Source organism: Dietzia sp. CQ4 (assembly GCF_014145125.1).
Taxonomy (GTDB): domain Bacteria; phylum Actinomycetota; class Actinomycetes; order Mycobacteriales; family Mycobacteriaceae; genus Dietzia; species Dietzia natronolimnaea.
The window spans coordinates 1-2,696 of the sequence record NZ_JAALDZ010000305.1 but is presented as its reverse complement, the minus strand read 5'-3'; the positions used below and the strand labels follow the sequence as shown (position 1 = coordinate 2,696).

Genomic DNA, 2,696 nt, shown 5'->3' with positions numbered 1-2,696 from the left:
GGCCGGACGCGGGGCCGGTCAGGCGAGCGTGGTCATCCACCCGAAGGTGTCCTCGACGGACCCGCGCTGGATCCCGGTGAGGGTCTCGCGCAGACGCATGGTGATCTCGCCGGGCCCGCCGTCGCCGACCGTGTACCCGCCCTCGGCGTGCTTTACCGAGCCCACCGGGGTGATCACGGCGGCGGTCCCGCAGGCGAACACCTCGGTGACCGCCCCGGAGGCGACCCCGGACTCCCACTCCTCCACCGAGACCTTCCGCTCGGTCACCGGGTAGCCGAGATGGCGCGCCAGCCGGATGAGGCTGTCGCGGGTCACGCCGGGCAGCAGCGACCCGGACAGTTCCGGGGTGACGATCTCCGCCGAGTCCCCGGTGCCGAGGATGAAGAACAGGTTCATCCCGCCCATCTCCTCGACGTACTTGCGCTCGATCGCGTCCAGCCAGACCACCTGGTCGCAGCCCTCGGCGGCCGCCTGCTCCTGGGCACGCAGCGACGCCGCGTAGTTCCCACCGAACTTCGCCGCGCCGGTTCCGCCGGGGCTGGCGCGCACGTACTCGGTGCTCAGCCACACGCTCACGGGGGCCACACCACGCGAGAAATAGGCACCGGCGGGCGAGGCGATGACCGAGTAGAGGTACTCGTCGGCCGGCCGCACTCCCAGGCCGGTCTCGGTGGCGATCATGAAGGGCCGCAGGTAGAGCGCCTCCTCGCCGCCGGCGGCGGGGACCCAGTCGCGGTCGATCGCCACGATCTGCCGGAGGGACTCCATGAACAGCTCCTCGGGCAGCGTCGGCATGGCCAGACGCTGCGCGGACCGGTTGAAGCGCGCCGCGTTCTGCTCCGGGCGGAAGGAGGCGATGGAGTCGTCGGCCTGCCGGTACGCCTTGAGGCCCTCGAAGATCGTCTGGGCGTAGTGGAGCACCACGGCGGAGGGGTCGATCGACAGCGGGGCGTAGGCCTCGACGGTGGGAGTACCCCAGGCCCCGTCTGAATACGGGAGGGTGACCATGTGGTCGGTGAAGTGCTTGCCGAAGCCGGGAGCGGCGAGGATGGCTTCGCGCTCGGCGGCCGTCCTCGGTGTGGCCGAGGGGCGGATGTCGAACTGGGACATGTCGTCTCGCTTAGGTGAGAAGGGGCGGGTCAGCGGGTACGGATCTCGACGAGCGGGGGTACCGCGAGGCGGCACGGTACCTCTCGCCCCCGTACGTCGACGACGACCTCGTCGCCCTTCTTCAGGCCGGCGTCCAGCTCGACGAACGCGAGCGCGATCCCCGTCTTCAGCGTCGGCGAGAACGTGCCGGAGCTCGTGACGCCCACGTCGCGTCCGCCGGCCCGCACGGTCTGGCCGGCGCGCAGGACTCCGCGGCCCGTGACCTCGAGCGCGTACATGCGCCGGGCGGGCCCGGCCTCCTTCTGACGCAGCAGCTCGTCGCGCCCCCAGAAGGACGGCTTGTCCCAGCCGATGGCCCACGCGCAGCGGGCCTCGAGCGGGCTGAGGTCGGGGGACAGCTCGTTGCCGTGCAGCGGGTAACCGGCCTCCGTGCGCAGGGAGTCGCGGGCACCCAGCCCACACAGCGCCCCCTGGCGAGCGAGGACCTGCTCGGCCAGCGCGTCCCAGACCGGGCCGGCCTGATCCCACGCGGGCAGGACCTCGAAGCCGTACTCGCCGGTGTACCCGGTGCGGCAGACCCGGACGGGAACTCCGGACCAGTCGGCGTCGACGAAGGCCATGTAGTCCAGGTCGATGGGCAGGCCGACCGCGGTGAGGACCTCCCCGGCGAGCGGGCCCTGCACTGCGATCACGGCGCGGGAGCGGTGCTCGTCGGTGACGCTGACCTCGGGCGCCCGCTCGGCCGCCGCGGCCTGCATCCGCCGCACCACCTCGGCGGTGTTGGCGGCGTTGGGGATGAGGAAGATCTCGGAGTCGGAGACGCGGTAGGCGATGAGGTCGTCGACGACTCCCCCGGACTCGTCGCAGCACAGCGTGTACTGGGCGCTGCCGGCGGAGATCCGGTCGAGGTCGTTGGTGACGCAGGTGTTGACGAACCCGGCGGCGCCGGGGCCGGTCACGAGCGCCTTGCCCAGGTGGCTGACGTCGAACAACCCGACGGTCGTGCGGGTGGCGTGGTGCTCGGCGACGGTGCCCGAGTACTGCACGGGCATCGACCAGCCACCGAAGGGGGCGAAGGTGGCCCCGGCCTCCACGTGACGAGAGTGCAGCGGCCCCTCGTAGAGGTCCCCGGTGTCTGTCATGTGGCCACTCCTCGCGCTCTCCAGTACGGCTCCGCTCCCACGGTAGTCGATAGACTATGGTGCCCTGGCCGTGGCGGTCCCGCCACGTCATCAGGGCATCTGACACGTCCCGTACGTCCCCGCCGACCACCAGGAGTGCTTTCATGCCCACCGCGCAGTCGATCCTCACCCACAGCCCGGACCTCGCCGCGATCGAGGCCGTCACGACGCCTGTCGAGTCCGAGGTGGTGGTGGTCGGTATCGCCGCGGGCGCCGACCCCGGTGACGGCGACGGCGGTTCGGACGCGGCCCCCGTCGTCGTCGCCCCCGGTCTCGACGGCGAGTTCACCGCGGCGCTGGCCACGCTGGCCCACTCCGTCGGGGCCTCCACCAAGGTCGGGTCCACCACGCGCGTCCCGGCGCCGGAGGGCGTCCCCGGCCGGTCCGTGGTACTCGTCGGGCTCG

2 protein-coding genes and 1 pseudogene are annotated in these 2,696 nt (G+C 72.0%); 1 reads left to right on the top strand and 2 read right to left on the bottom strand.

Annotation, left to right across the window (positions count from 1 at the left end; genetic code table 11):
• Positions 1–18: 18 nt before the first annotated feature.
• Positions 19–1,110 carry a branched-chain amino acid aminotransferase gene (locus G6031_RS15480; RefSeq protein WP_179525022.1) on the bottom strand — a complete coding sequence of 364 codons (1,092 nt, stop codon included), beginning with the start codon at positions 1,108–1,110 and terminating at the stop codon, positions 19–21.
• Between the two features lie 29 nt (positions 1,111–1,139).
• A complete protein-coding gene (gene gcvT, locus G6031_RS15475) occupies positions 1,140–2,252 on the bottom strand; it encodes a glycine cleavage system aminomethyltransferase GcvT (RefSeq protein ID WP_182653736.1) in 1,113 nt (370 codons plus the stop codon).
• Positions 2,253–2,395: 143 nt separating this feature from the next.
• Here gcvT and G6031_RS15470 point away from each other — a divergent pair.
• A pseudogene (locus tag G6031_RS15470) lies at positions 2,396–2,696 on the top strand (leucyl aminopeptidase); the annotation flags it as partial.